Here is a 16,418-nt window from a genome sequence, read left to right on the forward strand (position 1 = left end):
CCTGCAACCATGACCACGGCGCCGCGCCGCCGCGCGCCCGGCCCCCGGCGCCGCGGCTTTACGCTGCTCGAGCTGCTGGTGGTCATGGTGATCGCCGGCATCGTGATCTCGCTGGTGGCGGTCAACGCCTCGCCCAATGAACGGAGCCGCGTGCTCGACGACGGCCAGCGCATCGCGCGGCTGTTCGAGCTGGCGCAGGAAGAGGCGCAGCTTGGCGCCCGCCCGCTCGCCTGGGAGGGCGATGCCAGCGGCTGGCGCTTCCTGGAATCGACCCCCAACGGCTGGATCCCCATGCGTACCGACGTGTTTGCCCCGGGCCACTGGCGCCTGGCGCTGGACCAGGTCATCGTCGCCGAAGGGGGCCGCAGCACCGGCACCAGCAGCCCGCCCCGGCTCATCTTCGGGCGCGAGCTGATCGATGCCCCGCAGCGGCTGATCCTGGTGCGCGGCGATATCCGCGTGGACGTTGCCGGCGACGGCAGCGGCCGCTATTTCGCCAGCACGCCATGAAACCCTGCCCTCGCGCTTTGCCCCGCCCGGCCCGGCGCGGGCGCCGCACCGGCTTCACGCTGATCGAAGTGCTGGTGGCGCTGACCATCCTGGCAGTCGCGCTGACCGCGGCGATGCGCGCGATGGGCTCGATGGTCGATGCCAGCGCTTCGCTGCAGGCGCGCATGCTGGCCGAGTGGAGCGCCGAGAACCACCTGGCCGCGCTGCGCCTGGCCAAGACCTGGCCCGAGCCCGGCGTCAGCGGCTATGCCTGCCCGCAGGGCGGCACGCCGCTGTATTGCGAGCAATCCGTCTCGGGCACGCCCAATCCCGTTTTCCGCCGCGTCGAGATCGCGGTCTACCCGTCCGCCACGGACAAATCCGTACGCCTGGCATGGCTGGTCACCATAGTCCCCAATGAAACCCGCAACGTGCTCTGAGCGCCGCCGCCCGCGCCAGCCCGGCGGCTTCACGCTGCTGGAGATGCTGGTCGCCATCACGCTGCTGGCGGTGATGGCGGTGATCGGCTGGCGCGCGCTGGACAGCCTGACGCGCAGCCGCGAGCGCCTCACCGACCACGATGCGCGCCTGGACGCGCTGAAGGTGCTCTACGGCCAGCTCCAGGCCGACTGCGAGCACCTGGCCAACCCCACGCTGCTGCAGGCCAGCCCGGTCGAGATCGGCCAGAACCGGCTGCTGCTGGTGCGCGACCGCCGCGACGAAGGCCAGCCGCCGACCTGGCAGGCGCTGTCATACCAGCTCGACGGCAATACCCTGGTGCGCGTGGCCGCGCCGCCGGTGAACAGCCGCGCCGGCCTGCAGTCGGCCCTGCTGGCGCTGCGCCAGGGCGGCGGCAACACCGCGCAGGTGCGGCGCGTGCTGGCCGACGTGGACGGCATCAGCACGCGCGCATGGGTGGAGCCCGCCGGCTGGCAGGCCGACAGCGGGCGCATCCGCAACGTGCTGTTCACAGGCAACGCCGCCAGCGCCGTGGCCGCCTCCGCGCCCGGCGCCGCGCTGCCCAACACCGCGGTGCGCGCGGTGGAACTGACCATCTTCGCCCGCATGGGCGACGGCGATGCGCCGCGGCAGTTCCAGAAGATCTGCATGACCGGGCTATGAGGCAAGCCAGCCGCCCGCCTCGCCTGGCGCCGTTGCGCCGCCGCCAGCGCGGCGCGGCCGTGGTCACCGCGCTGCTGATTGTGACGCTGGCCGTGGTGGTGGTGTCCGGCATGCTGTGGCGCCAGCAGGTGCAGATCCGCGCCATCGAGAACCAGCGGCTGCTGGCCCAGGCCACCTGGATCGAGCGCGCCGCCGTGGACTGGGCGCGGCTGATCCTGCGCGACGACCAGCGCCGCACCAACGTCGACGAACTGGGCGAGCCGTGGGCGGTGCCGATCGCCGAGACACGGCTGTCGGACTTCCTCGGCGCGGCACTGCGCACCGACGTCGCGGGAGAGACCTCGTTCCTGTCGGGCCGCATCCTGGATGCGCAGGCGCGCCTGAACCTGGCCAACCTGGTGATATGGACCGCCACTGGCGGCGCAGACGGCCAGCCAGGCCGCGCGGCCTCGGTCGACCCGGCGGCGCTGGCCGCATACCGCCGCCTGCTGCAGACGGTCGGCCTGAACCCGGAGCTGGCCGAGACCACGGCGCGCTACATGCTGCAGGCCGCGCAGGGCGGCGATGCCAGCGGGCAGCCGGCGCCGCGCCCGCTGGACAGCGTGCAGGGGCTGATGGCGCTGCCCGGCTACACGCCGGAGATGGTGGCGGTGCTGGAGCCCTTTGTCACCGTGCTGCCCGAGCGCACGCCGGTCAACGCCAACACCGCCGAGGCCGAGGTGCTGGCCGCGGTCATCAACAAGCTACCGCTGGAGCGCGCGCGCGAACTGGTGCGCCAGCGCGACCGCGCCTACTTCAACAACCTGGGCAACCTGCAGACCCAGCTGGCCGCGGTGGCGCCGCAGGCGGATGCCGCCAACCTCGGCAACCTGCTCGACGTGCGCACGCACTACTTCCTGGTCTACGGACTGGTGCGGCACGAGCGCGCCACCCGGCTGCAGGTGTCGCTGGTCTTCCGCGGCGAGCCGCTGGGTACGGCCAACACCACCCGCGTGGTCTGGATCCAGGATGCGGACCGGCTGCCGGACCTGCGCTAGGCGGCGCCCACCAGGCCAGGCGACAGGCCGAATTTGCACGCGCAGGCAACCGGGGAGAATGGTATTGACGCGGTTTAGTCACACAGGCAAGGTATGCTGCGGCGCTGGCGCGAGCGTGGCACCAGCCTACCCGCCGCCGTCCGGCCTTCCTGGCCGCCCGCCGGCGTCCCCGCACCCCGGCATGTTTCCGACTCCGGGGCGATCCAGGGCGCATCCCAACCGGCCATGCGCCTGCCCGAGCCGTTCCATTGACGCCAAAGCAAGGAAACCTTGAGCACCACCCTGTACGTCCGCCTGCCACACCGGCCGCATGACCAGCCGCAACCGTGGCAGTTCGGCACCCTGCCGTTCGCGCTGGTGCGCACTGCCACGGCCGATACGGCGCGGCGTGGCCAGGCCCGTGCGACGCCGGAAGTGTTGCGCGAAGGCCACGCCCGTATTGCTGACCTGCCCGCGGCCGAGCGCCTGGTGCTGATCCTCGCCGCCAGCGACGTACTGCTGACCACCGCCAGCGTGCCGCCGCTGCCGCCCGCCCGTTTGAAACAGGCGCTGCCCAACCTGGTCGAGGACGCGCTCGCGACCGAGGCGCAGCCGTGCCATATCGGCGTGGGCCCTGCCCTCGACGGCAGCGCCGCGCGCGGACCGCGCCAGCGGCTGCTGATGGTGGCCGACCGCGCCTGGCTGCGCGCCGTGCTCGACGCCTTTGCCGAACACCGCCACCGGCGCCGCCATGTGCTGGCCGCGCAGCTGTGCGTGCCGCTGGCTTCCGCCGCCGAAGCCAGCACCGAGCCGTCACTGGCGAGCGCCGACGCGCCGGCGCCGGCGGCCGCGCTGGTGGTCGAAGCCGCCGCCAGCGCCCTGGCCCGGAGCGCCGAGTTGGGCGATGAGTTAGGCGGCGAGCTGCCCGGCACCGGCTCCGACGCCGCGCGCCAGTGGCAACTGACCGTGCGCACCGGCGCACACGCCGGCTACGGGTTGCTGCTGGGCGACGATGCCCTGGCCGCGTGGCAGGCGCTTGCGCCCGCCGGCACCTGGTATGCCGATGCCGACGCTGCCGCCGCGGCGCCGGTACCCGATCTGCGCCAGGCTGCCCGCGCCAGCTGGCACCTGTGGATAGAAGGCGCGCAGGAATTCCTGCGCGAGCCGGCGCTGGACCTGGCGCAGTTTGAATTCGCGCAGGGCCGGGCCGACCGCTGGAATTTGGTGGCATGGCGCTTGCCGCTGGCATTGCTGGCGGGCATCGTGCTGGTGCAGGTCATTGGCATGAACACGCACTGGCTGCTGCTGCGGCGCGAGCAGCAGCGGCTGGAAGCCGCGCAGCTGCAGGCGCTGCGCGGCGCCTTCCCGCAGATCCAGACCGTGCTCGACGCGCCGCTGCAGATGCGGCGGCAGGTCGAGCAGCTGCGCACCGCCAGCGGCCGCAGCACACCGGAAGACTTCCTGCCGCTGGCCGACCGCTTTGCCCAGGCCGCGCGCAGGCTGCCGCCCGACGCGCTGCAGGCGCTGGAGTACCGCGGCCGCATGCTGGTGGTGACGCTCAAGCCGGGCACGGACACGGCCGGACTGCGCAGCGCCGCGCGCCAGGCCGGGCTGCAGATGGAAGAAGACAAGACCGGAGGTGCCGCTGGCAGTACCAGCCGCAGCGCAGGCACCCCGGTGACGCCCGGCTCGCGCTGGACCGTCAGGCCCGGCCTGTAAGCGGGCCCACCAGCAAGCATGAATCCGATGAAAGACACAGCCCGAAGCCAGACGCCACGCGCCAGCCGGCCAGGCGCGACCTCTGCGCTGCGCACGCGCCTGGCGCGGCTACGCCCGTCCGTGCCGCAGGCGTGGCAGGAGCGCTTCAACGCCTTCTGGTTGGCGCGCAACCCGCGCGAACAGGCCATCCTGGCCGGCGGCGGCGCCCTGCTGGCGCTGGTGATCGGGTACCTGGTGCTGTGGGAGCCAGCCGCCGACGGCCGCGAGCGCCTGGCGCGCAACCTGCCCAAGCTGCGCGCCGACCTGGCCGAAATGGAATCCCTGGCTCAGGAAGCCCGCGGCCTGAAGGCCACGCCGGCGCCGTCGCTGCGCGGTGACGCGCTCACGCAGGCGCTGCAGGACAGCCTGGGCCAGCACGGCCTGAAGGCGACCCGGCTGGCCGCCGGCGCCGACAACAGCGTGCAGGTGCAGCTGGACAAGGTGCCGTTCGGCGCGGTCAGCGGCTGGCTGCAGGACGTGCGCCAGCAGCAGCGCATGAAGGTGATCGACGCCCGTATCGTCTATGTCGGCGCCACGGCGCTGGTGAACGTCAGCGCGACCCTGCAGGGTCCGGGCGGCCGCAGCTGATGGTACGGCTGGAAACGCTGCGCCTGCCGCGCCGCAAGCTGCGCCAGCCGGCCGCATGGCGGCGTCTGCGCTGGCTGGGGCTTGGCCTGGCGAGCGCCGCGGTGACCGTGGTGGCGATGCTGCCGGCGGCATGGATCGCCGCGCGCGTGGCCACGCAGACGCAGGGACGGGTACTGCTCGCCGATGCCAGCGGCTCGCTCTGGCATGGCAGCGCCACGCTGGCGCTGTCGGCCGGCGCCGGCAGCCAGACCGCGACCGTGCTGCCGGGCCGGCTGCAATGGACGCTGGCGTTCTGGCCGCTGCTGGGCGGCAGCGCGCGCCTGGTGGTGAGCCACTCCGAGGCCATGGCCGCGCCGGTCGCCATCACCGTGACACCCGGCGGCTGGAGCGCGCAGGCAGGCGCCATGCGGCTGCCCGCGGCGCTGCTCGAAGGCATCGGCGCGCCGTTCAATACGCTGCGCCCGGACGGCCTGATGCGCGTGGACTGGTCCACGCTGCAGGGCCGCTTTTCGGGCCAGGGCATGAGCGGCCATATGACGCTGCGCATCGAACAGGTGTCGTCGGCCGTGAGCCGGCTGCGCCCGCTGGGCAGCTACCGCGCCGAGCTCGACTGGACCGGCGAGGCTGGCGGCAAGCTGCAGCTGAGCACCATCGCCGGGGCGCTGCACCTGGAGGGCAGCGGCACGCTGGGGCGGCAGGCGCGCTTCGAGGGCACCGCGCACGCCGAGCCCGAAGCGGCAACCCAACTGACCAGCCTGCTGAGCCTGCTGGGACGACGAGACAACCATGTGACAAGGCTGCGCTTCTGATGCCAGGCCAATCCAGGAGCGCCCGGAAATGACTATGAAAACCCACGCCATCCGACCTGTTTTCCATACCGCCTGCGCCCGCGCCGTGGCCCTGCTGTGCGGGCTCTCGCTGCTGGCGCCCGCGCCGTTGTGGGCCCAGTCCGGCGCGCGCACCGGCACCCCGCCCGCGCCGCCCGACATCACGCCGTCCAACCGCGACCAGGTGGTGCTGAACTTCGTCAACGCCGACCTGGATTCGGTGATCAAGGCGGTCGGCCAGGCCACCGGCAAGAACTTCGTGATCGACCCGCGCGTGAAGGGCACGGTCAACCTGGTCACCGAGCAGCCGGTCTCGCGCGCGCAGGCGCTGCAGACGCTGGGTTCGGTGCTGCGCATGCAGGGCTATGCCATGGTCGAGAGCAACGGCTTCACCAAGGTCGTGCCCGAGGCCGACGCCAAGCTGCAGGGCTCGCCCACGGTGATCGGCGCCAGCCCCAGCCGCGGCGACCAGGTGGTGACGCAGGTGTTCCGGCTGAACTATGAATCGGCCAACAACCTGGTGCCGGTGCTGCGGCCGATGATCGCGCCGAACAACACCATCACCGCCTACCCGGCCAACAACACGCTGGTCATCACCGACTACGCCGACAACCTGCGCCGGCTGGCGCGCATCATCGCCGCGGTCGATGCGCCGGCCTCGGGCGAGGTCGAGCTGGTGCCGCTCAAGCACGCGCTGGCCAGCGATACCGCGGCGGTGCTGCAAAAGCTGCTCGACCCCGCCGCCGCGGGGGCCGCCGGCGGCTGCGCCCCGGGAGCCGATGCCAGCCTGCGCACCTCGGTGGTGGCGGAGCCGCGCAGCAATTCGCTGATGATCCGCGCCACCAGCCGCGCGCGCCTGCAGCAGGCGCGCCACCTGATCGAGAAGCTCGACCAGCCCTATGCACGCCCGGGCAATATCTGGGTAGTGCCGCTGAAGAACGCCGATGCGGTCAAGCTGGCGGCCACGCTGCGCGCCATCGTCGCCGCCGACAGCAGCTTCGCCAGCGCCACCCAGCCCGGCGGGCAGGCCGGCGGCATCGGCGGCGCGGCGGGCATGACCAATGTCTCGACGCCTGCCGGCGGGCAGTTCACCGGCGGCGCCACCGGCACCCAGGCCAGCATGCGCGGCGGCACCGGCGCATCCGGAGGCACGAGCGGCGCCTATGGCAACTCGGCCTTCGCCGCGTCGTTCGGCACCAGCACCCAGCCGACCACCGGCGGCATCATCCAGGCCGACCCGTCCACCAACTCGCTCATCATCACCGCCAGCGAACCGGTCTACCGCAACCTGCGCGGCGTCATCGACGACCTCGACGCGCGCCGCGCGCAGGTCTACATCGAATCGATGATCGTCGAGGTGACCTCCACGCAGGCCAGCGAGCTCGGCATCCAGTGGCAGGGCCTGATCAGCTCGCCGGGCGGCAACAACAACGTCTTTGCCGGCACCAACTTCGGCACCGGCGGACAGAACATCCTGAACCTGACCCTGGCCGGGGCGCTGGCCGACAGCAACCGCACCGCCGGCATCGCCGCGGCGCAGGGGCTGGTGCAGGACATCGGCGGCCTCAACCTGGGCATCGTCAACAAGGCCATGGGGCTGGGCGCGCTGTTGCGCGCGCTGGGCTCCAACGGCAGCGTCAACCTGCTGTCCACGCCGAACCTGATCACGCTGGAGAACGAGGAAGCCAAGATCCTGATCGGCCAGAACATCCCGATCACCACCGGCTCCTATGCCCAGACCGGCGGCGCGGCCTCGGTCACGCCGTTCCAGACCTTCGACCGCAAGGACGTGGGCATCACGCTGCGCGTGAAACCGCAGATCACCGACGGCGGGCTGGTGAAGATGCAGATCTTCCAGGAATCGTCGAACGTGGTGCAGGCGACCGCCAACCTGATCCAGGGCCCGACCACCAATGTGCGCTCGATCGAGACCAATGTGCTGGTCGACGACGGCCAGATCATCGTGCTGGGCGGCCTGATCGAGGACTCGTACGGCGACGGCGTGCAGAAGGTGCCGCTGCTGGGCGACATCCCATGGATCGGCGGCCTGTTCCGCTACGAGAACAAGAATCGCGCCAAGACCAACCTGCTGGTGTTCCTGCGCCCCTATGTGATGCGCACGGCCGGCGCCGCCGACCGCCTGACGCAGGACCGCTACGACTATATGCGCGCGCAGCAGCAGGGCTTTGTTTCGCCTAACATCATGGTGCGTGATACCAACACGCCGTTGCTGCCGCCGGCCGACGCCCCGTCCACGCCGTTCGTCGATCCGCGTGCAAACGGTCCGCTTGCCGCCCCGCTGCCGCTGCAGCAGACCCTTCCGCAGAATGCCCCGCAGCCCGGCGTGCCGGGCCAGCCACAGCCCATGCAGCCGGCACCGCAGCAGCTGCCGCAACCACCGGCGAACGCACTCCAGCCGCTGAACCCGCGCGGCGAGTCTGCGCTCCAGAACTAAGCCCCGACATGGCCAGCGAAGTCCAAACTGCCCTGCCCGCCGGCGCCAGCGCGCCGGCCGAGACCCTGGAGCCGCCCTCGCCGATGGCGGCGCGGCTGGTCTCGTACGGCTTTGCGCGCGAGGCGCCGCTGCTGGTCGCGCACCAGCGCCCTGACGGACTGGAAGTCTGGGTGACCCGCGCCACCTCTCCGACCGCGCTGGCCGAGGTCGCGCGCGTGCATGGCGCGCTGCGCCTGCGCGTGCTGGAGCCCGACGCGCTGGAGCGCGCCATGGCCGATGCCTACAACCGCCAGGACGCCGGCAGCGCCGCGCAGGTGGTGGGAGAAGTAGAGGGCGAGGTCGACCTGTCGCGCCTGATGCAGGACATCCCGGCGGTGGAGGACCTGCTTGAATCCGAGGACGACGCGCCGATCATCCGCATGATCAATGCGCTGCTGACGCAGGCCGCGCGCGAAGGCGCCTCGGATATCCATATCGAGCCGTTCGAGTCGTCGTCGGTGGTGCGCTTCCGCGTCGACGGCACGCTGCGCGATGTGGTGCGGCCGAAAAAGGCGCTGCACGGCGCACTGATCTCGCGCATCAAGATCATGGCGCAGCTCGACATCGCCGAGAAACGCCTGCCGCAGGACGGCCGCATCACGCTGCGCGTGGGCGGGCGCCCGGTCGACGTGCGGGTCTCGACCCTGCCCACCGGCCATGGCGAGCGCGCGGTGCTGCGCCTGCTGGACAAGGAAGCGGGCCGGCTCGACCTGGCCAAGCTGGGCATGGCGCCCGGCACGCTGCGCGGCTTCGACCACCTGATCCGCCAGCCGCACGGCATCGTGCTGGTGACCGGGCCGACCGGCTCGGGCAAGACCACCACGCTGTATGCGGCGCTGTCGCGGCTGGATGCGCGCACCACCAACATCATGACGGTGGAAGACCCGATCGAGTACGACCTGGACGGCATCGGCCAGACCCAGGTCAACGCGCGCATCGACATGACTTTCGGCAAGGCCCTGCGCGCGATCCTGCGCCAGGATCCGGACGTGGTCATGATCGGCGAAATCCGCGACCTGGAAACCGCGCAGATCGCGGTGCAGGCCTCGCTGACCGGCCACCTGGTGCTGGCCACGCTGCACACCAACGACTCGGCCTCGGCGGTGACGCGGCTGGTCGACATGGGGATCGAGCCGTTCCTGCTGTCGTCTTCGCTGCTGGGGGTGCTGGCGCAGCGGCTGGTACGCCGCCTGTGCCAGCACTGCAAGCGCGAGGAGGTGATCGAGGTCACTGCCGCCGAGGCCGAGGTGCTGCACGCGCAGGGCAAGCCGCTGCAGACCGTGTGGCACCCGGTGGGCTGCGACAAATGCGGCCAGTCCGGGTACCAGGGGCGCATGGGCGTCTATGAGCTGCTGACCGTCGGTGACGAGATCCGCACCATGATCCACCGGCAGGCGCCGGAGTCCGAGATCAAGCAGGTGGCGCTGGCGCACGGCATGCACACCATGCGCGGCGACGCGCAGCGCTGGGTCGACAGCGGCGCGACCTCGCTTGAGGAAGTGCTGCGCGTGACGCGCGACTAAAGCGGAGCCGCCCGGATGCCAGCCTTCCGCTATGAAGCCGCCGACGCCGCCGGCAAGACCGACCGCGGCGTGATCGAGGCCGACAGCCCGCGCCAGGCGCGCTCGCAGCTGCGCGCGCGCGGGCTGACACCGCTGACCGTCGACCCGCTCGCCGGTGCCGGCCTGGCGCCGCGCAGCGGCAGCCAGCTGTTTGCGCGCAAGCTGTCGACGCAGGAACAGGCGCTGTTCACGCGCCAGCTGGCCAGCCTGATCGTGGCCGGGCTGCCGCTGGACGAGGCGCTGGGGGCACTGGCCGACCAGGCCGAGCGCGCCTATGTGCACGAGCTGCTGGCCGGCATCCGCGCCGAGGTGATGGGCGGCAGCTCGCTGTCGGTGGCGCTGGCCCAGCATCCGCGCGACTTCCCCGACATCTACCGTGCGCTGGTCTCGGCCGGCGAGCACTCCGGCCACCTGGGACTGGTGCTGGAGCGGCTGGCGGGCTATATCGAGTCGCGCAACACCCTGACCTCCAAGATCCGGCTGGCCTTCACCTACCCCGCCATCGTCACGGTGGTGGCGTTCGCCATCGTGATCTTCCTGCTGTCGTACGTGGTGCCGCAGGTGGTGAGCGTGTTCGCCAATACCAAGCAGAAGCTGCCGATGCTGACCATCATCATGCTGGCGCTGTCGGACTTCGTGCGGAATTGGTGGTGGGCAGCGCTGGCGGTGCTGGCGGCGGCAGCGTTCACGATCCGCCGCGTGCTGAAGCAGCCCGCGGTGCGGCTGGAATGGCACCGCTGGCTGCTGACCGCGCCGCTGCTGGGCAAGCTGATCCGCGGCTACAACACCGCGCGGTTCGCCGGCACGCTGGCGATCCTGGTGTCGGCCGGCGTGCCGATCCTGCGCAGCCTGCAGGCGGCGGGCGAGACGCTGACCAACGAGGCGCTGCGCGCCAACGTGGAAGACGCCAACACGCGCGTGCGCGAAGGCGCCTCGCTGGCGCGCGCGCTGGCGGCGCAGAACCAGTTCCCGCCGGTGCTGGTGCACCTGATCCGCTCCGGCGAGGCCACCGGCAACCTGCCGGTGATGCTGGACCGCGCCGCGCAGGGCGAGGCGCAGGAACTGGAACGCCGCACGCTGTTCCTGACCAGCCTGCTGGAGCCGCTGCTGATCCTGACCATGGGCGTGGTGGTGCTGCTGATCGTGCTGGCAGTGCTGATGCCGATCATCGAGATCAACCAGCTGGTGCGGTAAGGACCTCTGCCAAAGAAAACGCCGGCGCGAAGCCGGCGTTTTCTTTGGCGGGTAAGGCCGGCATTGCGCCGGCCAGCCACATCACTCCGCTTTCTTGGCCGGGCGCTTGCGCGTCTTCCTGGCCGGTGCCCGGGCGGGCGCCGCCTCGGCAGCGGCTGCCTCCGGCTGGTGCTGGGCCTCTGGCTGCGCTTCAACCTGCGCCGACAGCACCGTCGTGCCCGGCGCGGCAAAGATCGACTGGTCGATTGGCCACGGGGTTTCGCTCAGCGTCACGTCAGGGCGGCGCGTGGCGCGCTTGCGTGCGGGGCGGGCCTTGGACTCAGCCTGCGGCGCTGCCTCCGCCACTGGCTCGGCCATCGGTTCCGGCTCGACCACTTCGGCGGCGACGACGGAAAGCTCGATCTCGGGTTCGCGCACTGGCACCGGCTCGGGCGCCGCCTCTGGCTGGGCCACGACGGGCGCAGGCGGATCCGCGGGCACGGGCGCCGGTGCCGGCTGGCGGCGTGCTTCAGGCGGCGCCGGACGCTGCTGCTGTTGCTGTTGCGGCTGGTGCTGCGACTGCTGCTGGCCGCGGCCATCGCCCTCGCCACCGCCCTTGGCGCGCTTCTTCAGGCGCACCCAGATGGTCTTGTTGTTGCCGCCGTTGCGGGTCTCGACCTCGAACAGGCCGGTGGCCTGCACCAGCTCCGAAAGCTTGCCGTACCCGTAGTTGCGCGAGTCGAATTCCGGCGCCTGCTTGGCGATGTGGTTGCCCATGCTGCCCAGCGTCAGCCAGCCGTCCTCGTCCGACACCGCCTGCGCCGCACTCTGCAGCAGGCGCACCAGGCGCGAGTCCTGGCGCAGCTCGCCGGTGCTGCGCTTGCGCGTGGGCGCGGCAGCCCCGTCGACGCCTTCGGCCCCTTCCGTATCCGCGTCGGCGCGCAGCACGTCGGAGTAGATGAACTTGTCGCAGGCGGTGACAAAGGGCTTGGGGGTCTTGCGTTCGCCGAAGCCATAGACGGTCAGCCCCTGCTCGCGGATGCGCGAGGCCAGCCGGGTGAAGTCGCTGTCGCTGGAGACGATGCAGAAGCCGTCGAAGCGCCCGGTGTACAGCAGGTCCATGGCGTCGATGATCATGGCGCTGTCGGTGGCGTTCTTGCCCACGGTGTAGCGGAACTGCTGGATCGGCTGGATCGAGTGCGACAACAGCCGCTCCTTCCAGCCGGCCAGGTTGGGCCGGGTCCAGTCGCCATAGATGCGCTTGACGGCGGCCACGCCGTACTTGGCGACCTCGGCCAGCAGGCCCTCGACAATGGCGGGCGCCGCGTTGTCGGCATCGATCAGCACGGCCAGGGTCGCGGTGCCCTGGCGGGGGGAATTGGTCATGTTCAGGTAGTCACTGGTTTGCCCGTCCCGTGCGTGCATCAGGACGGCAATCGGAAATCAGGTTGCACCAGGCTGGCTGTGCAGATGTGGCGCATCGCAGGCAGCCCGGCAGCGGCACGGGCCATCTCGATGCAACGCAGTGTACACGCGAACCCCTGTCCATACGGGAAATCACGGGCGCGGCGGGCACGCTTTGTGCTGCATTGCAAGGTACCGCCGATTTTGTGGCGGTGCTACCATGCCGCGCAGAGACACGACCGTCCAACACCTTCACAAGAGGTCATGAGGCGGTCGCCCACAACTGTAGGTGTCGGTGATCCCGACAGCACGCCCATAGAGGAGCACCTATGAATGCCCCCCTGACCTCCCCGGTCAGCGACGCCATCCGCCGCGCGCTCGAAAACGTTTCCCTCGAAGACAAATACACGCTGGAGCGTGGCCGCATCTATATCAGCGGCACGCAGGCCCTGGTACGCCTGCCGATGCTGCAGCAGGAGCGCGACCGCGCCGCCGGGCTGAACACCGCCGGCTTTATCTCCGGCTACCGGGGCTCGCCGCTGGGCGCGCTGGACCTGTCACTGTGGAAGGCCAAGAAGCACCTCGCCGCGCACCACATCGTGTTCCAGGCCGGCCTCAATGAGGACCTGGCCGCGACCTCGGTATGGGGGTCGCAGCAGGTGAACATGTACCCGGACGCCAAGTTCGATGGCGTGTTCGGCATGTGGTACGGCAAGGGGCCGGGCGTGGACCGTACCGGGGACGTGTTCAAGCACGCGAACTCGGCGGGATCGTCGAAGCACGGCGGCGTGCTGGTGCTGGCCGGTGACGACCACTCGGCCAAGTCCTCGACGCTGGCGCACCAGTCCGAGCACATCTTCAAGGCCTGTGGCCTGCCGGTGCTGTACCCGTCGAACGTGCAGGAGTACCTGGACTACGGCCTGCACGGCTGGGCCATGAGCCGCTACTCCGGACTATGGGTGGCGATGAAGTGCGTGACCGACGTGGTGGAATCGTCGGCCTCGGTGGAGCTGGATCCGCACCGCGTGCAGATCGTGCTGCCCGACGACTTCATCATGCCGCCGGGCGGCCTGAACATCCGCTGGCCGGACCCGCCGCTGGAACAGGAAGCGCGCCTGCTCGACTACAAGTGGTATGCGGGCCTGGCCTATGTGCGCGCCAACAAGATCGACCGCATCGAGATCGATTCGCCGCACGCGCGCTTCGGCATCATGACCGGCGGCAAAGCTTACCTGGACACGCGCCAGGCGCTGGCCGACCTGGGCCTGGACGATGCCACCTGCTCGCAGATCGGCATCCGCCTGTACAAGGTCGGCTGCGTGTGGCCGCTGGAGGCGCACGGTGCGCGCGCCTTTGCCGAAGGCCTGCAGGAAATCCTGGTGGTCGAAGAGAAGCGCCAGATCATGGAGTACGCGCTCAAGGAAGAGCTGTACAACTGGCGCGACGACGTGCGCCCCAAGGTCTACGGCAAGTTCGACGAAAAGGACAATGCGGGCGGCGAATGGTCGATCCCGCAAAGCAACTGGCTGCTGCCGGCGCACTATGAGCTGTCCCCGGCGATCATCGCCAAGGCCATCGCCACGCGGCTGGACAAGTTCGAGCTGCCGATCGACGTGCGCGCGCGCATCACTGCGCGCCTGGCCATCATCGAGGCCAAGGAAAAGGCGTTGGCCACGCCGCGCGTGACCGCCGAGCGCAAGCCGTGGTTCTGCTCGGGCTGCCCGCACAACACCTCGACCAATGTGCCCGAAGGCTCGCGCGCGCTGGCCGGCATTGGCTGCCACTACATGACGGTGTGGATGGACCGTAATACCAGCACCTTCAGCCAGATGGGCGGCGAAGGCGTGGCCTGGATCGGCCAGGCGCCGTTCGCGGGCGACAAGCACGTGTTCGCCAACCTGGGCGACGGCACCTACTTCCACTCCGGGCTGCTGGCAATCCGCGCGTCGATCGCGGCCAACGTCAACATCACCTACAAGATCCTGTACAACGATGCGGTGGCGATGACCGGCGGCCAGCCGGTGGACGGCCAGCTGTCGGTGCGGGACATCGCGTGGCAGGTGCACAGCGAAGGCGCGAAGAAGATCGTCATCGTCAGCGACCAGCCGGAGAAGTACAACGGCGCGATCAAGCTGCCCGAAGGCATCACCATCTATCACCGCGATCAGCTCGACAGCGTGCAGCGTGAGCTGCGCGAGGTGCCGGGCTGCTCCATCCTGATCTACGACCAGACCTGCGCCACCGAGAAGCGCCGCCGCCGCAAGCGCGGCACGATGGAGGATCCGCAACGCCGCGCCTTTATCAACGACGCGGTGTGCGAAGGCTGCGGCGACTGCTCGGTCAAGTCCAACTGCCTGTCGGTGGAACCGCTGGAAACGGATTTCGGCACCAAGCGCCAGATCAACCAGTCGTCGTGCAACAAGGACTTCTCGTGCCTGAACGGCTTCTGCCCGAGCTTTGTCACGGCCGAAGGCGCGCAGGTGCGCAAGCCCGAGCAGCACGGCGTGTCGATGGACACCCTGCCCGCGCTGCCTGAGCCGGAACTGCCGCCGATCCGCCGCGCCTACGGCATCCTGGTGACCGGCGTGGGCGGGACCGGCGTGGTGACCATCGGCGGCCTGCTCGGCATGGCCGCGCACCTGGAGAACAAGGGCGTCACCGTGCTCGACATGGCGGGCCTGGCGCAGAAAGGCGGCGCGGTGCTGTCGCACGTGCAGCTGGCCGCGCGCCCGGACGACCTGCACGCCACCCGTATCGCCATGGGCGAGGCGGACCTGGTGATCGGCTGCGATGCGATCGTGTCGGCCACCGACGAAGTCATCTCCAAGACCCAGGCCGGCCGCACCCGCGCCGTGGTCAACACGGCGCAGACGCCGACCGCCGACTTCATCAAGAACCCGAAGTGGCAGTTCCCCGGCCTGTCGGCCGAGCAGGACGTGCGCACCGCGGTGGGCGAGAAGTGCGAGTTCATCAACGCCTCGGGTCTCGCCGTCGCGCTGCTGGGCGACGCGATCTACACCAACCCGCTGGTGCTGGGCTACGCCTGGCAGAAGGGCTGGATCCCGCTGACGCTGCAGGCACTGGAGCGCGCCATCGAACTCAACGGCGTCGCCGTCGAGAAGAACAAGGCCGCGTTCGACTGGGGCCGCCATATGGCGCACGACCCCGAGCACGTGCTGTCGCTGACCGGCAAGCTGAAGAACACCGCGGAAGGCGCGGAAGTGGTCAAGCTGCCGACTTCGAGCGGCGCGATGCTGGAGAAGCTGATCGCCCGGCGCATGGAACACCTGATGGCCTACCAGGATGCCGCGTACGCGCGCACCTACCGCGAAGCCATCGACCGCGTGCGCGCGGCAGAGAGCACGCTGGCTGGCAGCGGCAAGGCGCTGCCGCTGACCGAGGCCGCGGCGCGCAACCTGGCCAAGCTGATGGCGTACAAGGACGAGTACGAGGTGGCGCGGCTTTACACCGACCCTGTCTTCCTCGACAAGCTGCGTGCGCAGTTCGAAGGCGAGCCGGGCAAGGACTACCGGCTCAACTTCTGGCTGGCACCGCCGATGACCTCAAAGCGCGATGACAAGGGCCACCTGGTCAAGCGCAAGTTCGGGCCGTCGACGATGAAGCTGTTCCGCGTGCTGGCCAAGCTGAAGGGCCTGCGCGGCGGTGCCTTCGACATCTTCGGCAAGACCGAGGAGCGCCGCACCGAGCGCGCGCTGATCGGCGAGTACCGTGCCTTGCTGGATGAACTGGTGGCGGGCCTCAATGCCGCCAACTACGACACCGCGGTGACCCTGGCCAACCTGCCGGACGATATCCGTGGCTTCGGGCATGTGAAGGAAAACAACCTGAAGGCAGTGCGTGGGCGCTGGGCCAAGCTGCTGGAGCAGTTCCGCCATCCGGAGACGGCGCAGCGCGCGGCCTGATGCGTGCTGTTCCTCCCCTCTCCCGCTGAGGGGAGAGGGAACACACGGTTGTGTTGTGCTGT

Annotated in this window: 12 protein-coding genes; 11 read left to right on the forward strand and 1 reads right to left on the reverse strand. The window is 70.2% G+C overall.

Going from position 1 to position 16,418, the window contains the following annotated elements:
- The first annotated feature begins 9 nt into the window (after nucleotides 1-9).
- From AC3WON_RS18605 to gspF, 10 genes are all read left to right on the forward strand, one after another.
- Nucleotides 10-510 (forward strand): GspH/FimT family pseudopilin, encoded by a 501-nt coding sequence (locus AC3WON_RS18605; protein ID WP_492321669.1) that lies wholly within the window; start codon nucleotides 10-12, stop codon nucleotides 508-510.
- Nucleotides 507-929, forward strand: a complete 423-nt coding sequence (gspI, locus tag AC3WON_RS18610) for a type II secretion system minor pseudopilin GspI (protein ID WP_492321670.1) — start codon at nucleotides 507-509, stop codon at nucleotides 927-929. The genes AC3WON_RS18605 and gspI overlap by 4 nt, the downstream gene beginning before the upstream one ends.
- Entirely contained in the window at nucleotides 907-1,611 is a 705-nt protein-coding gene (locus AC3WON_RS18615) for a PulJ/GspJ family protein (protein WP_492321671.1), read from the forward strand. The genes gspI and AC3WON_RS18615 overlap by 23 nt, the downstream gene beginning before the upstream one ends.
- Nucleotides 1,608-2,648, forward strand: a complete 1,041-nt coding sequence (gene gspK / locus AC3WON_RS18620) for a type II secretion system minor pseudopilin GspK (protein ID WP_492352462.1) — start codon at nucleotides 1,608-1,610, stop codon at nucleotides 2,646-2,648. The genes AC3WON_RS18615 and gspK overlap by 4 nt, the downstream gene beginning before the upstream one ends.
- 270 nt (nucleotides 2,649-2,918) lie before the next feature.
- The gene (gene gspL / locus AC3WON_RS18625) at nucleotides 2,919-4,346 is read left to right on the forward strand and encodes a type II secretion system protein GspL (protein WP_492352463.1); all 1,428 of its coding nucleotides are present in this window, start codon (nucleotides 2,919-2,921) and stop codon (nucleotides 4,344-4,346) included.
- A gap of 18 nt (nucleotides 4,347-4,364) precedes the next feature.
- The gene (locus AC3WON_RS18630; protein WP_492352464.1) at nucleotides 4,365-4,973 is read left to right on the forward strand and encodes a type II secretion system protein M; all 609 of its coding nucleotides are present in this window, start codon (nucleotides 4,365-4,367) and stop codon (nucleotides 4,971-4,973) included.
- Nucleotides 4,973-5,782 (forward strand): type II secretion system protein N, encoded by an 810-nt coding sequence (gspN, locus tag AC3WON_RS18635; RefSeq protein WP_492344972.1) that lies wholly within the window; start codon nucleotides 4,973-4,975, stop codon nucleotides 5,780-5,782. The genes AC3WON_RS18630 and gspN overlap by 1 nt, the downstream gene beginning before the upstream one ends.
- 34 nt (nucleotides 5,783-5,816) lie before the next feature.
- The gene (gene gspD, locus AC3WON_RS18640) at nucleotides 5,817-8,255 is read left to right on the forward strand and encodes a type II secretion system secretin GspD (protein WP_492352480.1); all 2,439 of its coding nucleotides are present in this window, start codon (nucleotides 5,817-5,819) and stop codon (nucleotides 8,253-8,255) included.
- Nucleotides 8,256-8,263: 8 nt separating this feature from the next.
- Nucleotides 8,264-9,817 carry a type II secretion system ATPase GspE gene (gene gspE / locus AC3WON_RS18645; RefSeq protein WP_492321676.1) on the forward strand — a complete coding sequence of 518 codons (1,554 nt, stop codon included), beginning with the start codon at nucleotides 8,264-8,266 and terminating at the stop codon, nucleotides 9,815-9,817.
- A gap of 15 nt (nucleotides 9,818-9,832) precedes the next feature.
- The gene (gspF, locus tag AC3WON_RS18650) at nucleotides 9,833-11,050 is read left to right on the forward strand and encodes a type II secretion system inner membrane protein GspF (protein WP_492321677.1); all 1,218 of its coding nucleotides are present in this window, start codon (nucleotides 9,833-9,835) and stop codon (nucleotides 11,048-11,050) included.
- An 81-nt stretch (nucleotides 11,051-11,131) separates the two neighbouring features.
- On the opposite strand, the gene AC3WON_RS18655 is transcribed toward gspF, so the two are convergent.
- The gene (locus tag AC3WON_RS18655; RefSeq protein WP_492352465.1) at nucleotides 11,132-12,415 is read right to left on the reverse strand and encodes an NYN domain-containing protein; all 1,284 of its coding nucleotides are present in this window, start codon (nucleotides 12,413-12,415) and stop codon (nucleotides 11,132-11,134) included.
- A gap of 347 nt (nucleotides 12,416-12,762) precedes the next feature.
- Between AC3WON_RS18655 and AC3WON_RS18660 the strand changes: the two genes are divergently transcribed.
- Nucleotides 12,763-16,356, forward strand: a complete 3,594-nt coding sequence (locus AC3WON_RS18660) for an indolepyruvate ferredoxin oxidoreductase family protein (RefSeq protein WP_492352466.1) — start codon at nucleotides 12,763-12,765, stop codon at nucleotides 16,354-16,356.
- Nucleotides 16,357-16,418: the final 62 nt, after the last annotated feature.

The sequence above is a fragment of the Cupriavidus sp. FW305-46 genome, from assembly GCF_058787075.1.